We start from the raw sequence: 19,189 nt of genomic DNA, 5'->3' as shown, positions 1-19,189 counted from the left end.
AAGTAGGTTCACAATTACTGAAGCTCATACGGGAAGATACGGCCAATATCATCCCGTATTTTTTGGGGTTGCTAAGGATCTTTGTTTTTCATGGCAATAAGTTTTGGGGAATTAAGGTTTTTATCTTTTAGTACTAAATAAATATCTCTATCTTTATTTTCTCTTTACCGGCATCTGCATTATTGTTCAGATAACGCCAACGAACTTTTGAAGAGGCACTGATAAAGTTAAGTACCTGTTCCAGATTCCGGTTGGTAAATGTTCCGGAGAATGAGTCGTCATGAGGTACATTCTCCTGTATGACAAATTCGGCATTGTATCTATCTGCCAAGATATCCAGTGCATCCCGTAATGACGTTTGACGGAAAATGATTTTGCCATCTTTCCATGAAAGTTCTCTCTCTCCGGAAGTCGTATAGAGCTCCGTCTTTCCATTCTGGGAATAATAGACCAGCTTCTGTCCCGGAGCCATCACAATATACTGAGGTTGTTGACTGGCATTGTTGAATTCAAAATTAACTTTCCCTTCAACTAAAGTAGTAATTACCTCATCTGCTTCTTTGTATGCCTTTACATTGAATCTTGTACCCAGAACTTTTATAGCAGACTGGTGAGCGGTAGAAACTATAAACTGTTTTTCCGGATTTTTCCGGACATCAAAATAGGCTTCTCCATCAAGTTCCACAGTACGTGTACGGGAAGAAAAATGGCTCGGGAAAGTCAATGTACTTTTTCCATTTACCCATACTGTAGTTCCGTCAGCAAGTGTCACCAATGTGCGTTGTCCGGCTGGCACATAAACAGTCTGCATTTCTATATCCTCTTTTTGGAGAACCTGTATCATTGCATAACTTAATCCGAAAGCTACAACAAACACTGCCGCAATCCGCAAGATTCGTTGTGTAACAGGATGCAATGAAATTGTCTTTTTTGTCTTCTTTGAGAATACACCTGTATCTTGCCAGATGAATGCATCATAACTCTTACGAAGAGAAATGAATTCTTTAAGATTGGCTGTATCTGCATCAATCCATGTAGCAACGTCTTCCTTTTCCTTTTGGGATGCCTTGCCTGCAATATATTTCAATAATAATTCCTTATCCATACAATAAATAATTTATGAGTAATGAGAATAGAGGTATTATTCCCCTTTCATTAAGAATACCACTCACTAAAGAAATTCCCTAGTAAGAAATGTGATTTTTTTTGTTATTGCTTAAAAAAATAGCAAGCAAGGAGGTATTTTCCTTCTTTTTCAGATGAAAAAGAAAAGGAATGGAGCATAATCTTTTAGATTATCACGCAGTATTTTAACTGCTCTGCTGATATGATATTCTACTCCTTTTACACTAATGCCCAGTTCTTCGGCTATTTCTTTATGGGATTTTCCATCTAAGCGATCGCGGACGAAAGCAGTACGAGTTTTTTCCGGCATACTCTCTAGTAATGCATGCACTTTTGCCCGTAATTCTTCTGATAATATTTCCTTCGGGTCACAGGCTTCCAATGTTGATATACGAATTTCCAATTCACGCTGTCCCTTATCAAGCAAAGTTTGAAAAACATTCTCTTGTGCTTGTATATGTTTCAGGTAATTGAGTGATTTGCTGCGAATATAAGTAATTAAAATCGATTCAACATTTGGGATTTCCCGTTCTTTACTTAGTTCCCATAAATGGATAATGGCTTCTGATACAATATCTTCTGCTACTAAATCATTATGGACATAGGATAAGGTAAATAGGAAGGCTTTCCTATAATAAGCAGTATATATCGAGTTGAAGTTGATTTGAGCCATTCGCCAGAATATCCATAAGTATTAAACGCTGCAAAGGAATACATTTTACTCATAAAATGGAAACTTTTTAGAGAAAATTTAAATTTGGCTAAAATCCCTTTTTCTTATAAAGAAGAAAAGAAATGCCCTGATTATAATTTGCACATCAGCATTAATCTTCCTTCTGAGGTACTGGAAAAAAACATTTAGATGGAAAAGATATAAACAGAATAAATAGCAACTTCTGCATAAAACAAACATAAATAAAAGAAACCTGCTTACCAAAAGAATATTATCTTTTCAGTAAGCAGGCTTTCACTCATATTCAAAAATGCAAAGAGCAAAAACTCTCACAAATTTGTGTGTTCCATTAATTGATAGTTATCGGAGCATCCAACGTCTTAATAGTAATTCCATTTGTAGTACCGTTTATACGCCCTGTAGCATCTTTGATAACTCCACCTTCCTGAGTCTCCGATCCGTCTAGTTTATAATAAAGTGCCAAGCCTTCTGAAGCAGGGTCAACACCCAGCATATTCTGCTTAAGTTGATTTTCCGTACGGGCTACACTCCAAACACGGACTTCACTCATTTTACCATGGAATGGACGTTCACCCCATTTGAAACCATAGATTCTACCAATATAAAAACCCATATCAGAATTCGGATCAAAACCGTCAATACCCCAATCTGAACCAGCCCATTTCTCACCATTTACATAAATGCCTGTTTTTCCTGTCGGTTGATCATAAGTCAACGCTACATGATACCAACGATTTGTTAACAACGGTTTCGTTACACGGTAGTTCTGTCTTCCGGCCACTTCCAAATAATCTTTAGGAGTAATTCCTCCTCCCGCATCACCGATACGGAGAATCATCACACCTTCGGTTCCCATAACCGTATTATTATCAAGGAAATAATCCACATTAATCAATGCTTCGTAAGTGAATGACGAGAAGAAAGTACCGACAGGGAACTTCACAGAAATATAGTGATTACTGAAGTTACCAGCTTTGGTAATTTTCAACGGCTTGGAGAAAAAGAAATATGCAATGTTTGTTCCGGAAAGAGTCGACACCGAAGACGAATGCACCCGTATAGGCAAAACATATGAGTTCCCGGCTTTCAAGGCTTCTAACCCGGAAAGTTCGACTTCTACATTATCCGCATACAATTTTCCACTCGAAATAGAAGATGTCGTACTGCTTAGCTTTACCTGCGAAACATCAAGCATCTCATAATTTGTACCATACTTTGCATTATATTCGTCTACTACACTTGGTTCGGCTACACTATATGATACGTCTACCTGAGAGGAAGTTGCTGACGAGAGTCTTGAAACCAAATCAAATGTCATTACATCCATTTCATCTTCCACCGAGAGATTATATTCCTTGCTTTCGAAATAAACCTTAGGCTCCAGCAGGTCATTCATGCTGTCGTTGCAAGCGCCCAACAATAATGCCATACTACCTACCATCAAATAATAGAATATATGTTTATTCATCATCTTTTTACTGTTTTAGAATTTTATAAGTCCACTTCTTCCTGCGGTTTATTTTCCGCTTCGTTTTGCATCGCTTTCCATTCATTGAAAACCCGCTGATTGATTTGAATAGCCTGACGCATCCATTTATAATTTGGCGTATTGTCATAATCATTATCGAAGCGATAAGCTCCTATTCCACCTTTATAACCTTCTCGCGGCATAGCAGCAGCCTGCTTCAGCAATTGACCTCCATTAGTGGCATACTTTTCAAAGTTCTCTGTGCAGATTATTTTCTTAGGATCAACGCCATAACCATCAAGATTTGGCTTGGAACTACCATAACTTTGTATAATCCAATAATCGACATACTCATCCAATTCACTGGTAAGCCCATAAATATTTCCATCAATACAGATCATTTTATGTCCTTTACCTTCCGGATCGCTTTTCGGGCCAATGTAATTGTTCATCTCTTTAACCAAATGAATCAAATGCTTATTCTGACTCAATGTGCCATCCATATCAAACACACCACTGCCAATTTCCCAGTCTACATCATAACCGTCCCATTCGTTTGCATACAAAGAATCGCACAAAGCTTTGGCAAACTTCGCCAGACATGCATAATGGTTTTCACTTTCAAACTGACCTTCAAATCCCCAATATTTCCAACGGGCTTGTTTCTTCGCCGTTTCCAATTGAGTCGCCGACCAGCCTTCTTCCTCCGCTTGTTTTTCCACTTCGAGGTATACCGAATTTGGCGTCGCACCCTTACCAAGATAAGAAAGCAGACTTACCTGCAACAGTTTCGTTCCTTTCACCTTTTGCACAAACTCTTTATCTGCTTTCTGCTCCGGAGTGATTTCATAACGTCCTGGAGCGCCACTCCACATAGAAACAAAATCCATACTATCGGGCATAGCAGAAAGATATCCTCTTCGATAAGCTCCAGCAGGCGCCCAATTGGAATACCATCCGAAAGCTACGGGACGATTGTAATTCCAAGCAGTTGCCTTATAGGCGCGCAGATTGGCATAATATGCCTCACTCTCCGCATTGTTCATTGTGGCATACCCGCCTATATGGTCTATCTCAATATTCTCCACATCCATGCAAGAAGTTACCATCATGCCTGTCAATGGAATAATATATAACAATTTTCTTAATGATTTCATATTCTTCATCTGTATTAAAAATGATACATGTAGGTTATCTCTTACAATCCCACCACAAACGGGTAGAAGACTTATCTTCGCCACCTGCACCGTTATTGAACAACTTCAAGGCTGCTTCATAAATAGCCCTTCCCTCGTTAGTCTGAGAAAAACTGGTGGGATAAATCATACGGCGAATACCGCCCTCAAGAGTTGCGCCTTGCACTGCTCCTTTCAAAGTCTTAATGACATTCAACTTCGGATAACCGGTTCTTCTCCATTCCGTCCATGCTTCCTGTCCGTTAGGAAACAAAGCAATCCACTTCTGAATCATAATTTTTTCCAACTTCTGTTCAGTTGTCCCTTCAAACTTGACAGTAGTCTCACACGGAGCAGAAAGTGTTTGCCCATACTGATAATGGGAAAAAACATATGCCCGAGGTGACAAATTGGAATTCATATAATCGTCTACAGGAGCGGTCACACCATTCTCCTGAAAAGACATATCAATGCCCTGTCTATACCATGAATCCGCACTGCCGAAACCTTCCCACACTAAAGCTGCTTCCGCACGCAAAAAATAAACTTCCGATGCACGCAGCCAATATGTAGGAGTTCCACTTTGAATATTGGGCTTTGAGCAAGATTTGTAGATATCATTCTGCGCATTGGCATGCCCTGCCGGCACTGCTTGATATTTTTTTCCGTCGAAAGCCTCAACACCATAAGAGGCATTACCATCCATCGGCAAAAAATAAACGCTCAAACGCGGGTCTTCATATCCCATCAGATAAGAAAAGATGGAAGAACCCATACGAGCTTCATTATAGTTGCCTGCCAGCCATTCAATGTTGTTGCGGAAAATCATACCTGCTCCTTGACTCATTTGAGCCGCATCATCCTTAGCCGTCATCACGCCGATAGAATGATTTACTGCTTGAGTAGCATACTTTTTCGCCAATTCCGCATCAGCGAAGCGGACACGCATAGCCAAACGAAGCATCAGCGAATTGCCGTATTTCACCCATTTGGTAGCATCTCCGGCATATACCGCATCATAAGCACCCATTACATTCACCCCATTTTCCGCCTTTTCTGTTAATTCTTCAATGGCTGAGGTCAATTCTTCAAACATCGCCGTATACACCTCTTTCTCCGAATCGAACGGAATGTTCATTGTAGCGTCCGCTGCATGAGAATAAGGCATCGGACCGAAACTTTCAAGTGTCTTGTGCCAAGCGGAAATCTTCAGAATTTGAGCCAAAGCAAAGACTTCGGGCGTACCATTTTTCTCGGACGCTATTTTCAATTTCTTCCAAGGATCAAGAGCATTGGTATAAGACTGTGTATAGGTCGCTTTTATCCAATTGTCCAACAAATAATAAGTAGTATTGTTACTACCTGCGTTCCAACCGTTACTGTTGTTCTCGCCAAAAAATCCACTCCAATTATCGGCAGATAGATGATAAGCTATTTGATATTCATTGATAACATCTGTATCATCAGCCTGTGTGCCTACGGGAATCACTGTCCGTTGCATAGCTGTAATCAACCCTCCGACTTCAAAACCATCCATCGCACCTTCTCCGTCGCTCATCTCAAATTGGTTGGTATTGATTTCTTCAAAATTGCATGAGGCAAATAGCGCCATTGCGCACATCACCGCTAATAGTTTAAAATGATTCATTTTTCTCATAATAAAGAAGGTGTATTATAATTTAAATTTAATACCGAAGCCAAAGCTACGAACACTCGGTTGCATAAAATAATCATTACCTTGTCCGTAAGTACTAGTGGAAGGAGTCAGTTCCGGATCGAACGGAGCTTCGCAATACAACATCCAAGGATTGTTGGCTATAAACGAAACTGTAACATCTTTCAACACGTTACCAAACCACTTATTAGGCATAGTATAGCTAAAGGTAAGTTCTTGCAAACGAATATTGGTGGCACTGTATACATAGTAACCGGAAGTTTCATAATTTCCCGCACCTGTCATCTGATAATAAGACTTCGCATCTACCAGACCTTGTCCCTTCAACAATACGCCTCCCGCTTCACGAGCCTCAGCCGAACGTTTGGACACACCGAAACGATCAAGCAATGCCTCTGTAGAAGAGGTCACCACGCCACCAAAACGTCCGTTGATCTGGAATCCGAGTCCAAAGCCTTTGTATGTCAACATATTACTCCATCCCATATTGAAATCAGGAGAAGTTTTTCCCAAATAAACGGGGTCCCCCTTTTCCATTCCAAAGGTTCCGTCGCTCTTTACCTCAACATATCCCAAGTGGTCTTTCTTTAAGAAGGTGTTGGCATAAATATCGTGGATACTTCCGCCTTCTTTCAAGATGACACGACCACCATCCTTCAAAACCTCCGGAATATTAATCGGTTCATCCATTAAATCCGTATGATAGTTTTCAACCATCTCCTTAATCTCGTTTATATTACGAGAGAATGTCAATGTTGAAGAGATTCCTAATCCGAACTTAAACCGATCGGAATAGCTTAATGAAGCCTCCCAACCACGATTTTCCACATTACCGGCCTGCAAATAAATCTGCTTGTATCCAGTATATTCCGGAAGATCACCCAAGAAGGTCTGATTGTATGTATTAGAATGATAGTAGGTTACCTCCGCACTTAATTTATTCCACAACTTCAGACTTAATCCAAATTCGTATGACTTTGTACGCTCTGCCTTGAAATCAGTAAACGGATAGATACCGGTAGGGTCTAATGCACCACCCACAATAGGGGTAGTTACCGTACCCGGCGTCAGTCCCGAACGGGATACAGGCGCACCGACTTCCGTATACGAACCGCGAACTTTCAGGTACGAGATAAATTCGGGCAATTTGACCATCTCGGAAATAATCCCGGACAGACCGATTGAGGGATAGAAGAAAGATTCTTCATCGGTATTCACCAAACGTGAATTCCAGTCATTACGTCCGGTCAGCGTCAAATAAAGCATACTCTTCCAACCAAGTTCCAAATTGGCAAAAACAGCATGATTACGCACACGACTATCACCACCCTTTTCTGAGATACGACCATTAGCCGGATCGATATTAGAAGCCGCAAATTTATTGGGCACTCCCAATAATGTTCCTTTGTATCCTCTCTCCAATGCCCAATAGTTAGAATAGTTCCAACCCGCATTGGCAGAAATACTAAAATCAGCAATATGTTTATTTACGTTCAACATAAAGTCGGCATATTCCTGGCGGTCTTCATAGTTATTGTATCCATACAGTCCTTTCTTTCCTTCCGCAAACTTATCGTCGGATGAAGCGTAAATCTTGCGTTCAAACAATACATGTGTATCATCCATTCTGAAACGGGCTGTCGCATTCAACCAATCGGTAATATTATAAGTCAACCCTACGTTGAACATATAACGACTCTTTTTATTCGTAGCTACATTGCGGTAAGCAGTCCAGTAAGGGTTCTGTGAAGCATATACCGGATCTGCTACCGGCCAATACTGAACCGGAAGTTGGCGGCTTTCATCGAAATGTTCGAATGACTTAATTCCATTAAAGTCTTCACCACGAGGGAACAAATAGGCGGCCATCACCGGATTCCAATATTGTCCTTGCGATACCATATTCTTGTCTTTCTGTTTCACATACGACGCACCTAAATCGAGTTGTAATTTATCATTAAGGAAAGTTGCCGTATTACGGATTGTTAAATTCAAACGTTCATATTCATTATTAGGCACAATACCTTTGGAATTGGTAGAAGAAACAGAAGCAAAAGTCTGATTCGATTTCGTACCGGTGGTCAACGTAACCGAATTAATAAAGTTTGTTCCGGTATTAAAGAAATCCTTCTTGGGATCATAGCTTGTAGGAGTCAACAGTTTCTCACCCCAGCTTTCATACATATCTTTTTTGTTACCATACGTATTTTGAAACTCAGGAGTCATATAAGCTTTGCTGAACTCTGAAGAAGAAGAGAACTGCACTGAAAGTTTTCCTTCTTTTCCTTTTTTAGTGGTAATCAAAATTACACCGTTAGCGGCACTACTACCATACAACGCAGCAGCCGAAGGACCACTCAAAACAGAAAGACTTTCAATATCTTCGGGATTGAAGTCGGCGATTCCTTCTGTTCCGGCCTTACCTTCACCCATAATACCACTGTCGGTATTTCCCATATTGGTATTGAACAAAGGAATACCGTCCACCACATACAAAGCATTGTTATCACCTTCGATAGATTTTGCACCACGCATTACAACACGTGTCGCACCACCAACTCCACTAGCACTTTTGTTAATACTCACTCCGGCTATCTTACCGTTCAGCGAGTTTACGAAGTTAGCATCTTTTACCGTAGTCAAAGCATCTCCCTTGACTTGTTGTACATTGTAAGACAACGCCTTTTCTGCACGTTTGATACCCAATGCCGTTACAACAACTTCATCGAGCACTTCTGTATCCTGCTTCATTACAACCGGATAGAAATCTTTTTTAGAAACAGGCACCATTTGAGTGGCATATCCTATATAAGATACTTTCAATGTAGAGTTGTCTGAAGCCTTTATTGCAAAGTTTCCATCAAAATCGGTAATTGTACCGGTCGAATTGCCATCCACTGAAATGTTAACTCCAATTAGTGGTTCACCGCTCTCATCAACAACTTTCCCTTTGATATCCTTCACAGTTTGTGTTGCAACTGCAGGTTTCTTCTCAGTGATTATAATATAATTACCTTGAATTTGATAGGCGAAACCTGTTCCTTTCAGGATTACATCAAGTGCCGCCGATACAGCAACATTTTGCAAATTAAGATTTGCTATTTCTTTTCCTTTCAATTCGGAGTCACTGTAGTTAATAGACATTTTCGACTGTTTTTCTACAGTTTTCAGAGCATCAACAACAGTGATATTCTTCTGCTGAATAGTAATTTTATTACCACTTTGAGCAAAAGCAAGGGTAGATGTTAGTAACAATAGACTTAAAAAAGTGAGAAAGCCTCGCTTATGAACTATTTGTTCTGCTATTTTTTCGTAAATTTGTAGCATCTTTAGTATTAGTTAATTTGGTTATTATTCTAGGATCATTCAGAATAGCGTCAATACACGCTAATATTAAGGAGAACTTGATTTCACATCCGGAAGGAACGGGCATTCCTTCCGGATACTTTTTCACATAGTATTTTCAATTTAAATAGGTTTTACAACAGGTTTATTTCTTATTGGTTATATAGCATTTATTTCCTTTAATAACATAGTTTACATCTCCCACTACCTGTGATATAATGCCCATAATCTCTTCCAGATTTGCTTGGTTTTGAAAGCGGAAACTATAGGTATTCTTCTTCATACTATGAAGACTATAAACAAAGGCATAAGGGAATTTACGTTCCAGACTTGTGAAAATATCTTCCAGATGCATATTACTAAAGACCAATTCCCCACGCTGCCATGCTGTCACATCATCTATTTCTGGCAATCGCAAGTTATGTTCTTTTGTATGCTTGTTATATATTAATTGTTCATTAGGTTTTAGAATAACATTAGATATCAGATTATTGAACTCCACCTTTACACTTCCTTCCAGCAAAGTGGCAATCAACTCATTACTTTCCGGATAAGCGTTCACATTAAATTCCGTACCTAAAGCAGTTACTTGATAATCGTTAGCTTTTACAATAAAAGGATGTTTCTTATCCGGTTTCACTTTAAAATTAGCCTCACCTATCAAATATACACTTCGCGTCTTTCCGTTGAACTGCTCCGGATATAATAAGGTACTTTTGGAATTCAACATGACATGTGTGCCGTCAGGCAAGGTAAGTTCGTGAATCTCCGCTGTTGGTATATAACACTCCACCAAATCTTTTACAGGCCGATCTTTTTCCAACATCAGATAAACAGAAACAGATGATACAGCCAATAAGAGAATAGCCGCTGCTCTCCATACAAATAGCTGATAATTCTTATGAGAAACAGGCTTTAGTCCTATATTTTGTTGCATTTGGCGTATTGATTGTTGCATTCCATTGGGTAGTTCCCGTTCCTTTGCCTGCTTCCAAAGCATACGGAGTGCTTCATCCTTTTCGTCAACATGCTCTTCATCAGCCAGCCATCGTTGTACTTTCTTTCGTGTACCAGCTGAATAATCATTGTTTCCGAATAATTCTACGAGTTGTTGAATATAGTTTTTCATAAACCTTTTCTTTCTTTTTGGGGCTTTATATACTAAATACAACTACTCCGCACAGACTACTTAAAAATATTTGAGAAAAAAAATAAATAAGATAAGTATCTTCTTCAATTCAATTAACGCCAGATAGACCTGATGCTCTATTGTACGAATGGAAACATCAAGCTTATCAGCAATTTCCTTATGACTCAGCCCCCTAAAACGGCTAAGTTCGAATATTAGCCTCCTACGCTTCGGCATTTTCTCCAGGGTCAGTTGAATAATCATCAGCATTTCTTTATAATATACATTATTCAAAACCTCCTCTTTATCTGTCAACTCATAAAGAATAGTCTTTTCGATAACTTCATCTTGATATTCCTGTTCTATTTGCTGGTGTTTGAAAATATTCAAAACAATATTCCTGGTCATTATAAAAATGTAATTGTCCAAATCCCTGTCAGTATCCAACCATATCTCAGGTTGCAACCAGAGTTTACAGAAAACATCCTGAGCCACATCTTCTGCCTCCGCTTCTGATTTTAGAAGCATCTGAGCAAAGTTTTTTACTTTAGGAAAGTTAGCAGTAAAAAACCTCTGAAATTTTAATTCGATCTGCCTGTCGTTATTTTCCATCTCTCTAGTATTTCCAGTGTTAACAATAAAATCAAACATCCCAGTACAAAGGATCAACCAGTGTAATATTAAATTGCAATTATAATCTAAAAGCAAAATAAAAGATTAATAACACAATAAAAAAATAATGCCACTTAAATTTGATTTATTTATTTTCTTAAACAACCATACTATAGATTCCCATAAAGGAATCAAATGTATATAGTACACCCATAAAAAAAATAAAAAAGGCTTCATGAATCAATGATTCATAAAGCCTCTAAAGAATACTCGTACTCGAAGCGGGACTTGAACCCGCACAGCCGCAATGGCCAAAGGATTTTAAGTCCTTCGTGTCTACCATTCCACCATTCGAGCATCCTTTCAAAGAAAGAGCGGAAAACGAGACTCGAACTCGCGACCCTAACCTTGGCAAGGTTATGCTCTACCAACTGAGCTATTTCCGCGTTTTTTCAACGGGTGCAAAGATAAGCAGTTTACTTGTTTCTGCCAAATCTTTTCGAAGGAAAGTTTAAAAAACTATCCTCCGAAAGCCCATTTTATCTTCCAAGCAGCATTTTCTCTGCCTTCTCCATCCCACAGAAATTGAATCCGTCAACCACTTGCTGCATCAGAGCGGAAATCTCTGCATTGCAAAGGTTGCCAATGCTGCCTTCATGTGTATGATGTACTTCTTTGCTATGAGAGAATTTACCTGCCTCAATATCCAAGCCTACCTTCTTATATGCATCACGGAAAGGCATACCTTCGCGTGCCAAACGATTCACCTCTTCTACACTAAAAATAAGCAGATACTTATCATCATCAAGAATATGTTCGTTTACTTTAATCTCGTCCATAATGTAGGTTGTCATCTGCAGACAGTCCTTCAATTCCTGAAAAGCAGGCAAGAACACCTCTTTGATAATCTGCAAATCACGGAAATAACCGGAAGGCAGATTGTTGGCAATCATCATAATCTGCTGGGGAAGCGATTGCAGTTTATTACATTTGGCACGTGTGAGTTCAAACACATCCGGATTTTTCTTATGGGGCATAATACTGGATCCCGTAGTACAATCATCCGGCAACTTTACAAAACCAAAATTCTGACTATTGAACATACAGGCATCAAAAGCCAGTTTGGAAATTGTACCGGCAATCGTAGCCAATGCAAAAGCAACATTACGTTCCAGCTTTCCACGTCCCATTTGTGCGTACACCACATTGTAGTTCATAGAGTCAAAACCTAGCAGTTCGGTTGTCATTGTACGGTTCAACGGGAAAGACGAACCATATCCGGCAGCAGAACCCAATGGATTGCGGTTACACATTTTAAATGCGGCTTGCAAAAACAGCATATCATCTACCAAACTCTCAGCATAAGCACCAAACCATAATCCGAAAGAAGAGGGCATTGCAATCTGCAAATGCGTATATCCCGGCATCAGCACATTCTTGTACCGTTCACTTTGGCGAGCCAACACATGAAAGAGCTGTTCTACGGCTTCGGCTATTTCCTTAATTTGCGTACGGGTAAAAAGTTTCAAGTCCAGCAATACCTGGTCATTTCGCGAACGACCGCTATGAATCTTCTTTCCTATGTCACCTAAACGACGGGTCAACATCAATTCCACTTGGGAATGTACATCCTCCACCCCATCTTCTATAACAAATTCCCCACTCTCAGCCGAAGCATAAATATTCTTCAATTCAGCCAGCAACTGTTCCAGTTCTTCTTTTGTCAGCAAGCCGATGCTCTCGAGCATCGTAATGTGAGCCATAGAGCCAATCACGTCGTGCTTAGCCAGATAAAGATCCATCTCACGGTCACGCCCAACCGTAAAGCGTTCGATATCCTTATTCACCTGTACGGATTTCTCCCAAAGTTTCTGTGCCATAAATTTTCCTTAGTAATACCTAATTTAATAATTAATGGCTGCCAACATTTCCACCATCTTCTCCAAACCATCCTGAAGTGGCTTCTGCACCATTGCTTTCATAAACGGATTTATATCTATTCCGATAGTCACCTTCACCTTGCATTCTTCCTCTCCCGTAGCAACCAATTGAATCCACATATTAAAAGGAATCGGCGAATTAGCCGTTGCCAACTTTATACATTTACAAGGTTCACGTTCCACAATTTGCAGTGTCAGTTGACCGACAGGCGGAACACTAAAACTCAATGTATCCGAATCAAAACTCAAGTCCTGTACCTTATCCTGCGGCAAACGGTCTTTGATAGCTTCCAGATTACTCAAATCCGAAAGTTTGTTATACACACGTTCCTGGCTATAAGGGATCACCTTAACACTACTCTCAAAATTACCCATAATTATCTTTTAGTATAAAACAAAAAAAGAACAATTCGACCAAATCATGCCCGAATAGTTCTTTTCTTACAAATATGTTTGATTAAAACAAAGTTCTTATTTTCCAGCATCCCAATGAGCGGGGTCTTTACGCCATTCATTCAATGTCTGTATGTCTTCTTTTTCAATGTAACCGGTACGAAGAGCTACATCGAGCACAGCTTCGTAATTGGTCAATGTCACCAAAGTCACTTTGGCATTTTTGAATGCCTCTTCAGCAACAGGAAATCCATACGTATAAGCCGCAACCATACCAATCACTTCGCAACCATCACGACGAATTGCTTCCACAGCCTTCAAACTGCTACCACCCGTAGAGATTAAATCTTCTACTACTACAACTTTCATACCCGGACGAAGCTCACCCTCAATCAGGTTCTCCAATCCATGGTCTTTTGGGGTAGAACGAACATACACGAACGGTAAATTCAACGCATCAGCTACCAAAGCTCCCTGTGGGATAGCACCAGTCGCTACACCTGCAATCGCATCCACCTGTCCGAATCGCTCCAATATTAGACGTGTAATTTCAATCTTCACAAAATTACGAAGAGAAGGATAGGACAGAGTTTTACGGTTATCGCAGTAAAAGGGGGATTTCCATCCTGAAGCCCATGTGAAAGGGTTAGCAGGTTGAAGTTTAATAGCTTTAATCTTCAACAGTTTCTCCGCAAATAGTCTCTCTAAGTTTTTCATAACTAAACTAACTATTAATTATTTGCCGCAAAAGTACAGAAATTGAACGAGAATAAAAAGAAGAATCCGTTTATTTTTTCAGTCAATTTGTTCCTCTTCATCGGGAATGTCTATACAACGCTTGATATCTTTCAGTTCAAATCCACGGCTCATGGCAAATCGCATCAGTTTCCCATTCAGTTCATAATCATCTTGCGCATGAATACTTTTCCGTTTGGAAGCCAGCAGATCGCGCAGAATGGATAGATATTCTTCATCATCAATCTCATTCAGATAACGCCATGCCACGTCGGAAGGAATCTTTTTCATATAAAGCCCTTGCGCTATCTTCATCTTTCCCCACTTGGCAAAACGGAACTTGTCGTTCACGAAAGCTCTACAAAAACGTTCATCATCAATAAACTTTTCTGATTCCAATTGGTCTAGAATACGCGCAATGGTGTCATAGGCAATCCCCCAACGTTGTAACTTCTCATTTATTTCTGCCCGGCAATGCTCGGCAGTGGAGCAATAAGAGGCCACACGATTTAAAGCCTCTTCGTCTGTTAATTGTGCACTCATCGGTTAGCTGTAACTATTCTATCTTTTCCAAATATGTCTTTTATAACACGAACATCATGATATTGGTTCATTTCAAGCATGTGTGCTGTTTCCAGACCAAAAGCCTGGTTTATTTCAAAATAAAGCCTGCCCCCCGGCAAAAGTAATTCACGACCTAAATCTGCAATCCGCCGGTAGAACCGTAACGGATCGTCATCGGGGACAAACAAAGCGAGCTCCGGTTCCCAGTCAAGCACATTGGCATCCATTTCGCTTTTTTCCGCCTCAGTCACATAAGGCGGGTTACTGACGATAACATCAAAAGAAGGTGTTTTCTCCCAATCATCGGATAAAACATCTCTTTGTAGAAACATGACTTCTGCCTCCAATTCCTTATTATTAGTACATGCAATAGCCAATGCTTCTTCTGAAATATCCCACGCCTCTACTTTTGCATTTGGAAGTCTTTTATCCAAAGAGATTGCGATGCATCCGCTTCCTGTACCTATATCTAATAAGCGGCAGGCATCCGTATTCTCCCGAGCGACCAGCTCCACCAACTCTACAGTTTCAGGACGTGGAATCAACACGCCGGGAGCTACCTTAAATCTCCTTCCATCAAACTCCGCAAAACCACGAATGTACTGTATCGGCTCGTTTTTCTGCAAACGGAATATAATGTTTTCTAATTCACGCTCTTTGCATTCGGATAAAATTATATCTTTGCCGAGGTAAATATCAAGCGCATCCAAACATAACATGTCGCAACAAATCAGCATTGTAAGAGCTTTGACCTCTTCCGGCGGATAGATATTCTGCAAGGATTGACGTATGTAAGTGGTGATACGATTCATATATTTACAATTTCGGACTGCAAAAGTAAGAATAATATAGCGAAGAGCACCAAAATGGAAGAAGAAAAATACATGAGACGCTGCATTGAGCTCGCCAGGAACGGGTTATGCAATGCATCTCCCAACCCGATGGTAGGGGCTGTCATCGTATGTGACGGGCGTATAATCGGCGAAGGTTATCATATCCGCTGTGGAAAGGCACATGCCGAAGTGAATGCCATCCACTCAGTAAAAGATGAATCTTTATTAAAACGCTCTACGATTTATGTAAGCCTGGAACCTTGTTCCCACTATGGGAAAACGCCACCTTGTGCCGACTTGATTATCGAGAAACAGATTCCGCGCATTGTCATTGGTTGCCAGGATCCTTTTTCTAAAGTAGCCGGACGGGGGATTCAAAAATTACGGGATGCCGGACGGGAAGTAACAGTGGGCATATTAGAAGAAGAATGCAAGAATTTGATTCGCCGTTTTATTACTTTCAACACGCTTCATCGCCCCTTCATCACATTGAAATGGGCTGAATCAGCCGATCATTTCATTGACATAGAACGTACTGACGGTAAGCCGGTGATACTCTCCTCTCCGCTTTCTTCCATGTTAGTACACAAGAAAAGAGCAGAAACCGATGCTATCATGGTAGGTCGGCGGACAGCCTTATTGGACAATCCATCGTTGACTGTCCGCAACTGGTACGGACGCAATCCGATACGCATCGTTTTAGACCGTACCTTATCCCTTCCAAAGGATTTACAAATATTCGACGGAGAAATTCCGACATTAATCTTTACAGAGAAGGAACAACTGGAAGAGAAGAACGTTACTTATATCACCATTAATTTTAGTCATAATCCTCTGATACAGATTATGGAAGAGCTATATCAGCGTAAGATACAATCATTATTGGTAGAAGGCGGAAGCCAATTGCTACAATCATTCATTGACAATGGGCTATGGGATGAAGCATATATTGAAAAGTGCCCCAGCAGGTTATATTCCGGTGTTAAAGCACCTGAAATAAGCGATAAATTTAGTTACTCGACGGAAGAACACTTCGAAAGACAGATTTGGCATTACATTCATCAAGATTAGCTAAAATAGTCCTGTTCAGGGAGTTTTACGTCGATAAAAACAGCGTTATTATCTATAATTTTATATAAAACTTGCCGGTATTATTCTTTATCGGAAAAAATGTTTCTATTTTTGCAACTTGTAAATAAACACAATCTTTCAAATGAGAATAAAGTTTTTATCATTCATTGCGAGTTTTTTCATGGTGTCATTTGTTATAACGTCATGCCTTGATGACGATAATAACATCGAATATAGCCCGGATGCGACTATACATGCGTTTAGCCTTGACACAATTGGGTATGGAATAACTTATAAATTCACTATAGACCAGCAAAAAGGTGAAATCTATAACGTGGATTCTCTTCCTGTCCATGCCGATACGATTATTGATAAGATTCTAATTAAGACTCTGACTACAGTTTCGGGTGTCATTACAATGAAAGACAAAGCCAATGAAGATTCTATTATCAATATTAACGACTCCATAGACTTAAGAAGTCCAATTAAAATTAAAGTATGGTCTACAGAAGCCTTAGCGGGTATATCTCCTGACCAGGTCAAGGAATACACCATTACTGTACGAGTACATAAACATGATCCGGATTCGTTGAAGTGGAATTATGTAGGAGCTATGCAGAATGAAATCGTAAACGAACAAAAAACGATTGAATTTGACAATAAATTCCTCACTTATTCTAAAGTAGGTGACCACTTGAAAGTATATCAAAACAGTGGGGTCTCCAGTTGGACAGCGGCAGGAGTAAATACAGAAGGCGACTTGAATGTATTACCCAATTCCATACTGCCCTTAGATGGAGTTATATTGGCTACTGCCAATAATAAAGTATATGAATCAACTGATGGTATTAATTGGATAATTTCAACTAAGTTTTCAGGTGAAGTGAACACATTCGTCTCTAAGTTAAAGATAGAAAATGAAACAAAAATCACTTATATCAAAACTGAAGAGGGAAAACGATATTTCTATTCCATGCTGGAATCACAATTATTAAACCAGCCGACAGAAACTCTAATCGAAGAGGTCGACGAAAGATTCCCAGTAGATAATATCTCTTATACAACCTTCAGCAAAGGAAAAAACAATCAGAACATCATCGTAGGAAAACATGAACCTGCAATAGAAATCGACATCAATAATAAAAAGGTTCCTGTTACCATTTCATGGGGATATGATGGTAAAACTTGGGTTGAACTGGGAGCAGCTACCGCAGTAGCTTATTGTCCGGCATTCGACAATCCGACTATTATTTACTATAATGACCTTTTCTACATTTTCGGAGATAAGTTCGATTCTTTTTATGTATCAATCAATGAAGGAGTTGCCTGGAAAAAAGCGAGTAAAAAATTCTCTTTTCCAAACTACGATTGGAGCGAATCTAATATCACTGAATCAACCGAAGAAAAGCCCGAATTTAGAGGTAGAAAGAAATATTCAGTAATACAAGATACAGAAGATGAATTCATCTATATTTTATTCAGTAAAGAGGAAAATATCACTTTTACTGAAGAAGTAGAAAAAGAAGAAGAAAAAGACATCCGGGCCACAGAGCCTAAAGATAGAGGTCCATACCGACATGATTCAGAAGTATGGCGTGCCCGTCTGAATCAGCTATGGTTTGACTTAGATCCGGAACACGCCGGTCAATAATAAAACGTATACGTTTAAAATAAGAAGATGTCCTATATAGAGCAAATAGACAAAACTCGGATACCCCAACACGTAGCCATCATCATGGACGGCAACGGACGATGGGCAAAGCAACGAGGGGAAGAACGTACTTACGGTCACCGCGCAGGCGCAGAAACGGTACAGAAAATTACCGAAGACGCAGCCCGCTTGGGAGTAAAGTATTTGACTTTATACACTTTCTCCACCGAGAACTGGAATCGCCCGCAAGACGAAGTAGCGGCTCTGATGAATCTATTGCTAGATTCTATTGAAGAAGAAACATTGATGAAAAACAATATTCGCTTCGATGTAATCGGTGATTTCAAAAAATTGCCGGACGAAGTTCAGAAAAGTTTGGCATCATGTATAGAACATACGGCTGGGAATACAGGCATGTGCCTGGTATTAGCCCTCAGTTACTCTTCCCGCTGGGAAATAACGGAAGCCGTCCGGCAAATAGCGACACAGGTTGAAAAGGGAGAGCTGTCCCCCGAACAAATAACAAATGAATGTATCGCATCCCATTTGGAGACAAAATTTATGCCCGACCCGGATTTACTAATCCGTACGGGAGGAGAAATCCGACTAAGCAACTACCTGCTATGGCAATGTGCTTATTCGGAACTTTATTTTTGTGATACCTTTTGGCCGGACTTCGATAAGGAAGAATTCTACAAAGCCATTTGCGAATATCAGCAACGGGAACGCCGCTTCGGCAAAACCAGCGAACAAATCAGCTAACATAACTCGAAACATCA

The 19,189-nt window shown here is 39.9% G+C and carries 16 protein-coding genes and 2 tRNA genes; 3 read left to right on the top strand and 15 right to left on the bottom strand.

Features of this window, described 5'->3' with window-relative positions; translation table 11 throughout:
* Positions 1–133: 133 nt before the first annotated feature.
* The 15 genes from CLIN57ABFB40_RS15765 to prmC form a co-directional block, all read right to left on the bottom strand.
* Positions 134–1,105: a FecR family protein gene (locus tag CLIN57ABFB40_RS15765; RefSeq protein ID WP_175630962.1), complete on the bottom strand. Its 972-nt coding sequence runs from the start codon at positions 1,103–1,105 to the stop codon at positions 134–136.
* A gap of 150 nt (positions 1,106–1,255) precedes the next feature.
* The gene (locus tag CLIN57ABFB40_RS15760) at positions 1,256–1,798 is read right to left on the bottom strand and encodes an RNA polymerase sigma-70 factor (RefSeq protein ID WP_175630961.1); all 543 of its coding nucleotides are present in this window, start codon (positions 1,796–1,798) and stop codon (positions 1,256–1,258) included.
* A 349-nt stretch (positions 1,799–2,147) separates the two neighbouring features.
* Positions 2,148–3,290, bottom strand: a complete 1,143-nt coding sequence (locus CLIN57ABFB40_RS15755) for a DUF1735 and LamG domain-containing protein (protein WP_175630960.1) — start codon at positions 3,288–3,290, stop codon at positions 2,148–2,150.
* 20 nt (positions 3,291–3,310) lie between these two features.
* The gene (locus CLIN57ABFB40_RS15750) at positions 3,311–4,444 is read right to left on the bottom strand and encodes a glycoside hydrolase family 18 (RefSeq protein ID WP_175630959.1); all 1,134 of its coding nucleotides are present in this window, start codon (positions 4,442–4,444) and stop codon (positions 3,311–3,313) included.
* 34 nt (positions 4,445–4,478) lie between these two features.
* Positions 4,479–6,119 carry a SusD/RagB family nutrient-binding outer membrane lipoprotein gene (locus CLIN57ABFB40_RS15745; protein ID WP_175630958.1) on the bottom strand — a complete coding sequence of 547 codons (1,641 nt, stop codon included), beginning with the start codon at positions 6,117–6,119 and terminating at the stop codon, positions 4,479–4,481.
* 15 nt (positions 6,120–6,134) lie between these two features.
* Positions 6,135–9,464, bottom strand: coding sequence for a TonB-dependent receptor (locus CLIN57ABFB40_RS15740; RefSeq protein ID WP_175630957.1), 3,330 nt, complete (start codon positions 9,462–9,464; stop codon positions 6,135–6,137).
* A 163-nt stretch (positions 9,465–9,627) separates the two neighbouring features.
* On the bottom strand, positions 9,628–10,611 hold the full coding sequence (locus CLIN57ABFB40_RS15735; protein ID WP_175630956.1) for a FecR family protein: 984 nt from the start codon (positions 10,609–10,611) through the stop codon (positions 9,628–9,630).
* Between the two features lie 60 nt (positions 10,612–10,671).
* The gene (locus CLIN57ABFB40_RS15730; protein ID WP_175630955.1) at positions 10,672–11,223 is read right to left on the bottom strand and encodes an RNA polymerase sigma-70 factor; all 552 of its coding nucleotides are present in this window, start codon (positions 11,221–11,223) and stop codon (positions 10,672–10,674) included.
* Positions 11,224–11,496: 273 nt separating this feature from the next.
* Positions 11,497–11,580: transfer RNA gene (locus CLIN57ABFB40_RS15725), tRNA-Leu, on the bottom strand.
* Between the two features lie 16 nt (positions 11,581–11,596).
* Positions 11,597–11,669 (bottom strand) — tRNA-Gly (locus CLIN57ABFB40_RS15720).
* 93 nt (positions 11,670–11,762) lie between these two features.
* Positions 11,763–13,103, bottom strand: coding sequence for an argininosuccinate lyase (argH, locus tag CLIN57ABFB40_RS15715; protein ID WP_175630954.1), 1,341 nt, complete (start codon positions 13,101–13,103; stop codon positions 11,763–11,765).
* Positions 13,104–13,127: 24 nt separating this feature from the next.
* Entirely contained in the window at positions 13,128–13,538 is a 411-nt protein-coding gene (locus CLIN57ABFB40_RS15710; protein ID WP_175630953.1) for an SRPBCC family protein, read from the bottom strand.
* A 96-nt stretch (positions 13,539–13,634) separates the two neighbouring features.
* Positions 13,635–14,273, bottom strand: coding sequence for an orotate phosphoribosyltransferase (gene pyrE, locus CLIN57ABFB40_RS15705; protein ID WP_004313008.1), 639 nt, complete (start codon positions 14,271–14,273; stop codon positions 13,635–13,637).
* Positions 14,274–14,351: 78 nt separating this feature from the next.
* Positions 14,352–14,834 (bottom strand): regulatory protein RecX, encoded by a 483-nt coding sequence (locus CLIN57ABFB40_RS15700; RefSeq protein WP_175630952.1) that lies wholly within the window; start codon positions 14,832–14,834, stop codon positions 14,352–14,354.
* Positions 14,831–15,667: a peptide chain release factor N(5)-glutamine methyltransferase gene (gene prmC, locus CLIN57ABFB40_RS15695; protein WP_175630951.1), complete on the bottom strand. Its 837-nt coding sequence runs from the start codon at positions 15,665–15,667 to the stop codon at positions 14,831–14,833. The genes CLIN57ABFB40_RS15700 and prmC overlap by 4 nt, the downstream gene beginning before the upstream one ends.
* Positions 15,668–15,721: 54 nt before the next feature.
* Here prmC and ribD point away from each other — a divergent pair, with 54 nt between their 5' ends.
* The 3 genes from ribD to CLIN57ABFB40_RS15680 all read left to right on the top strand — a co-directional run bounded on the left by ribD (position 15,722) and on the right by CLIN57ABFB40_RS15680 (position 19,172).
* The gene (gene ribD, locus CLIN57ABFB40_RS15690) at positions 15,722–16,759 is read left to right on the top strand and encodes a bifunctional diaminohydroxyphosphoribosylaminopyrimidine deaminase/5-amino-6-(5-phosphoribosylamino)uracil reductase RibD (protein WP_175630950.1); all 1,038 of its coding nucleotides are present in this window, start codon (positions 15,722–15,724) and stop codon (positions 16,757–16,759) included.
* 142 nt (positions 16,760–16,901) lie between these two features.
* Complete coding sequence (locus CLIN57ABFB40_RS15685; protein WP_175630949.1) at positions 16,902–18,410, top strand: DUF6242 domain-containing protein; 1,509 nt, start codon at positions 16,902–16,904, stop codon at positions 18,408–18,410.
* Between the two features lie 27 nt (positions 18,411–18,437).
* Positions 18,438–19,172 carry an isoprenyl transferase gene (locus tag CLIN57ABFB40_RS15680; RefSeq protein WP_175630948.1) on the top strand — a complete coding sequence of 245 codons (735 nt, stop codon included), beginning with the start codon at positions 18,438–18,440 and terminating at the stop codon, positions 19,170–19,172.
* Positions 19,173–19,189 lie beyond the last annotated feature (17 nt).

The organism is Bacteroides acidifaciens, from assembly GCF_903181435.1.
Classification (GTDB): Bacteria; Bacteroidota; Bacteroidia; order Bacteroidales; family Bacteroidaceae; genus Bacteroides.
The sequence above is the reverse complement of the archived record's forward strand: the minus strand, read 5'-3'. Positions and strand labels throughout refer to the sequence as shown.

Bases quoted from the DNA above. Each gene is read 5' to 3' on its own strand.
- ribD (WP_175630950.1), top strand. From the start codon at position 15,722: ATGGAAGAAGAAAAATACATGAGACGCTGCATTGAGCTCGCCAGGAAC.
- pyrE (WP_004313008.1), bottom strand. From the start codon at position 14,273: ATGAAAAACTTAGAGAGACTATTTGCGGAGAAACTGTTGAAGATTAAA.
- CLIN57ABFB40_RS15765 (WP_175630962.1), bottom strand. From the start codon at position 1,105: ATGGATAAGGAATTATTATTGAAATATATTGCAGGCAAGGCATCCCAA.
- CLIN57ABFB40_RS15710 (WP_175630953.1), bottom strand. From the start codon at position 13,538: ATGGGTAATTTTGAGAGTAGTGTTAAGGTGATCCCTTATAGCCAGGAA.
- CLIN57ABFB40_RS15740 (WP_175630957.1), bottom strand. From the start codon at position 9,464: ATGCTACAAATTTACGAAAAAATAGCAGAACAAATAGTTCATAAGCGA.
- CLIN57ABFB40_RS15750 (WP_175630959.1), bottom strand. From the start codon at position 4,444: ATGAAATCATTAAGAAAATTGTTATATATTATTCCATTGACAGGCATG.
- CLIN57ABFB40_RS15735 (WP_175630956.1), bottom strand. From the start codon at position 10,611: ATGAAAAACTATATTCAACAACTCGTAGAATTATTCGGAAACAATGAT.
- argH (WP_175630954.1), bottom strand. From the start codon at position 13,103: ATGGCACAGAAACTTTGGGAGAAATCCGTACAGGTGAATAAGGATATC.
- CLIN57ABFB40_RS15685 (WP_175630949.1), top strand. From the start codon at position 16,902: ATGAGAATAAAGTTTTTATCATTCATTGCGAGTTTTTTCATGGTGTCA.
- CLIN57ABFB40_RS15760 (WP_175630961.1), bottom strand. From the start codon at position 1,798: ATGGCTCAAATCAACTTCAACTCGATATATACTGCTTATTATAGGAAA.
- prmC (WP_175630951.1), bottom strand. From the start codon at position 15,667: ATGAATCGTATCACCACTTACATACGTCAATCCTTGCAGAATATCTAT.
- CLIN57ABFB40_RS15700 (WP_175630952.1), bottom strand. From the start codon at position 14,834: ATGAGTGCACAATTAACAGACGAAGAGGCTTTAAATCGTGTGGCCTCT.
- CLIN57ABFB40_RS15730 (WP_175630955.1), bottom strand. From the start codon at position 11,223: ATGGAAAATAACGACAGGCAGATCGAATTAAAATTTCAGAGGTTTTTT.
- CLIN57ABFB40_RS15745 (WP_175630958.1), bottom strand. From the start codon at position 6,119: ATGAGAAAAATGAATCATTTTAAACTATTAGCGGTGATGTGCGCAATG.
- CLIN57ABFB40_RS15755 (WP_175630960.1), bottom strand. From the start codon at position 3,290: ATGATGAATAAACATATATTCTATTATTTGATGGTAGGTAGTATGGCA.
- CLIN57ABFB40_RS15680 (WP_175630948.1), top strand. From the start codon at position 18,438: ATGTCCTATATAGAGCAAATAGACAAAACTCGGATACCCCAACACGTA.